The organism is Pseudonocardia sp. Ae331_Ps2 (assembly GCF_001932405.1).
In the GTDB taxonomy this organism is placed as follows: domain Bacteria; phylum Actinomycetota; class Actinomycetes; order Mycobacteriales; family Pseudonocardiaceae; genus Pseudonocardia.
In genome coordinates this window covers 1-2,317 of sequence record NZ_MCIM01000020.1, presented here as the reverse complement: position 1 = coordinate 2,317, position 2,317 = coordinate 1, and the positions used below count along the sequence as shown (strand labels likewise).

2 protein-coding genes are annotated in these 2,317 nt (G+C 72.1%); one reads left to right on the top strand and one right to left on the bottom strand.

Going from position 1 to position 2,317, the window contains the following annotated elements; all coding sequences use genetic code 11:
* Positions 1 to 66: 66 nt before the first annotated feature.
* Positions 67 to 1,713 (bottom strand): hypothetical protein, encoded by a 1,647-nt coding sequence (locus Ae331Ps2_RS30125; protein ID WP_139319290.1) that lies wholly within the window; start codon positions 1,711 to 1,713, stop codon positions 67 to 69.
* A gap of 371 nt (positions 1,714 to 2,084) precedes the next feature.
* On the opposite strand from Ae331Ps2_RS30125, the gene Ae331Ps2_RS32900 reads away from it, so the two are divergent.
* On the top strand, positions 2,085 to 2,317 hold a 233-nt coding region (locus Ae331Ps2_RS32900; protein WP_217695676.1), incomplete at its 3' end, for a hypothetical protein.

Below are 2,317 nucleotides of genomic sequence, written 5' to 3'. Positions count from 1 at the left end.
GCCCCCGGGGGCGGCGAGGACCGGAAGCGGCGCGGCAGCACCGTTCGTGTGGCTGACGTGTGCGGGTCACACCGTCACCGGCTCTGGTCGGGCCTGGCGTGCCGTGCCCGGGTGCCGGACCGGGTGGCGGCGCCCGGCCGGGGTGGCGGCGAGGTGGTGGCGGATGCTCGCCATCGCCGCTTCACGCACGGCCGGGGTCGCGGGCCCGGGTGCCGGAGGAGGAACAGCCGAGGCCGGGGCCGTGTCGAGGGCCGTGTCGGCCGTGTCGAGGGCCGCGGCGGCGCTGGAGCCCTGGTCCTGTACGGCCTGCTGCGCGGCTGCGGTGGCCGCGGCCTTGTTCGGGGCCGGGGAGCGCTTCTGCGGCTGGGAGAACGGCTCTGAGGGGCCGGTGGGGGTGAGCAGGGGCAGCGGGGCGGTGTCGAGGGGTTCGTGGTTCAGGGCTCGGAGCCGGCGCGGCAGGTGCTTGGTGAAGGCGTTGACCAGGTAGGTCACCGGCTGGGGGCCCTTGGCCTCCGACAGTGCGGCCTGCCCGATCTCGGTGGCCTGGTCCAGGGTGATCCGTTGGCTGGTGATGGCCTCGGTGATCGCGGCCTGGACCTGATCGGCATCAGCGGCGCTCAGCCGCCATCCCGGTCGGCGGTGCTCTGCCCACGCCGCCCAGGGCAGCCGGCGCACCACGGCACGCACGTGCTCCCCCGGCGCAGGCACTACCGGACCGGCCTCGCCGCCGACGAGGCCGGCGGGCGGCGCCACGCTCGCTGCGGCTGCGGCTGCAGCGGTTGCGGGGCGTGTGGCGAACGCGACCGCCGGACCGCCCGACCCGGCGGCGGCCACCGCAGCAGCCGCGGGGCCCGTGGCGGGCGGCGCAGCCGACCCGCCCGGCACGGGCTCGATCTCTTCGATCTCTCTCCCTCCGGGAGAGATCGAAGATCTCTCGATCTGAAGTACCCCCCTGGCGGGGGGAAGGGCCTGACCAGCGGAAACGTTCCCTCCCCCCCCGGCGGGGGGAAGGGGACTACGCCCACTCCCCGCAGCGGGGGGATGGGCCTGACCAGCGGAAACGTTCCCTTCCCCCCTGGCGGGGGGGACGTTTCCCTCTCCTTCCCCCCTCGAGGGGGGAAGGGCCTGACCGGCGGGAACGGTGAACAGGGTGCGGCGGCGGATCGAGACCGTGCGCGGTCTCCCGGACCGGCGCCCGCCCCGGGCCGGCGCGGACTCGGCGGCGGCGAGGTCAGCGCTGATCCAGCGGTCGAGCTCGGCCAGGGACCGAGGGCCCCGGTAGTGCGCCGGCGCGGTCGGGAACACCACGAACTCGTTCTCGATCGCCCGCCCGGCGCTGTCTCGACGAGCCTGCCGGCGCCCCGTCACCGGGTTGACCCCGCCGTCCATCACCTGCAGGAAACCGATCCGCTGCAGATAGTCGATGATCCACTTCGCCTTCTCCGGCCGCTCATAGCCACACAGCAACGCGAGCCGGGTCGGGGACAGCTTCACCATCAGATCACCGTGCACCCGCACCGACGCCGCCATCAGCATCGCCACCGCCGTGCTCACCGCGTTCGCCGCAGCGACCGGCGGCGGATCGAACAACAGACACCCGGTGACCCAGAGCGGGACCGCACCCACCGTCGGGCTCTCCCCCACCGACACCCCGAACGACGCATCAGCACCCAGCGCATCGGAAGGAGAAGGAATCGGCAGGTCGACAGGCACAGACGACTCGTGGCCGGGGCGGTGGGGGTGGCCGGAGTGGCCGGGGTGGTCGGTCATGGTTACACTTCCCCCAACTTCTAGCCGTCGTCATGACGGCTGTTGTGTTCTAGCCGTCGTCATGACGGCTGTTGTGTTGGTGACATCCGGCCCGTTTCCTTGTCTGGTGGGGGCCGTTTGTCGTTTCTTGGGACAGACAGTAGTGGTGCCGGTCAGCTGTGTGACCGCCGGGCGGGTCCTCGGGAACGTCCCGGTCCCGGTCTCGGCGTGTCTGGGCATGTCGGGTTCATCATGTTGCGCCCGCAGCGCCCGGGTTGGTTGTGGTGGTGGGCTGGTAGCGGCCGCGCGAGATCCGCGCGATCCGGCCGTGAGCGATGAGTGTGTCGAGGGCGTCGTGCACGGCGGCTTTCGACGCCGACGCCGCCGCGACCAGATCGGCGGTCGTGGTGGTGCCGCTCTGGATGAGTGTGAGGACTTCGGCCTGTACCGGCGGCAACGAGCTGGTGGCTGCCCCCCCGGCGCACCCCCTCTTTAGAGAACGTCAGGTCAAGGTCACGGTGATGACGAGCATGACGGCGACGATGGACAGTCCGAGGATCACCAAGGT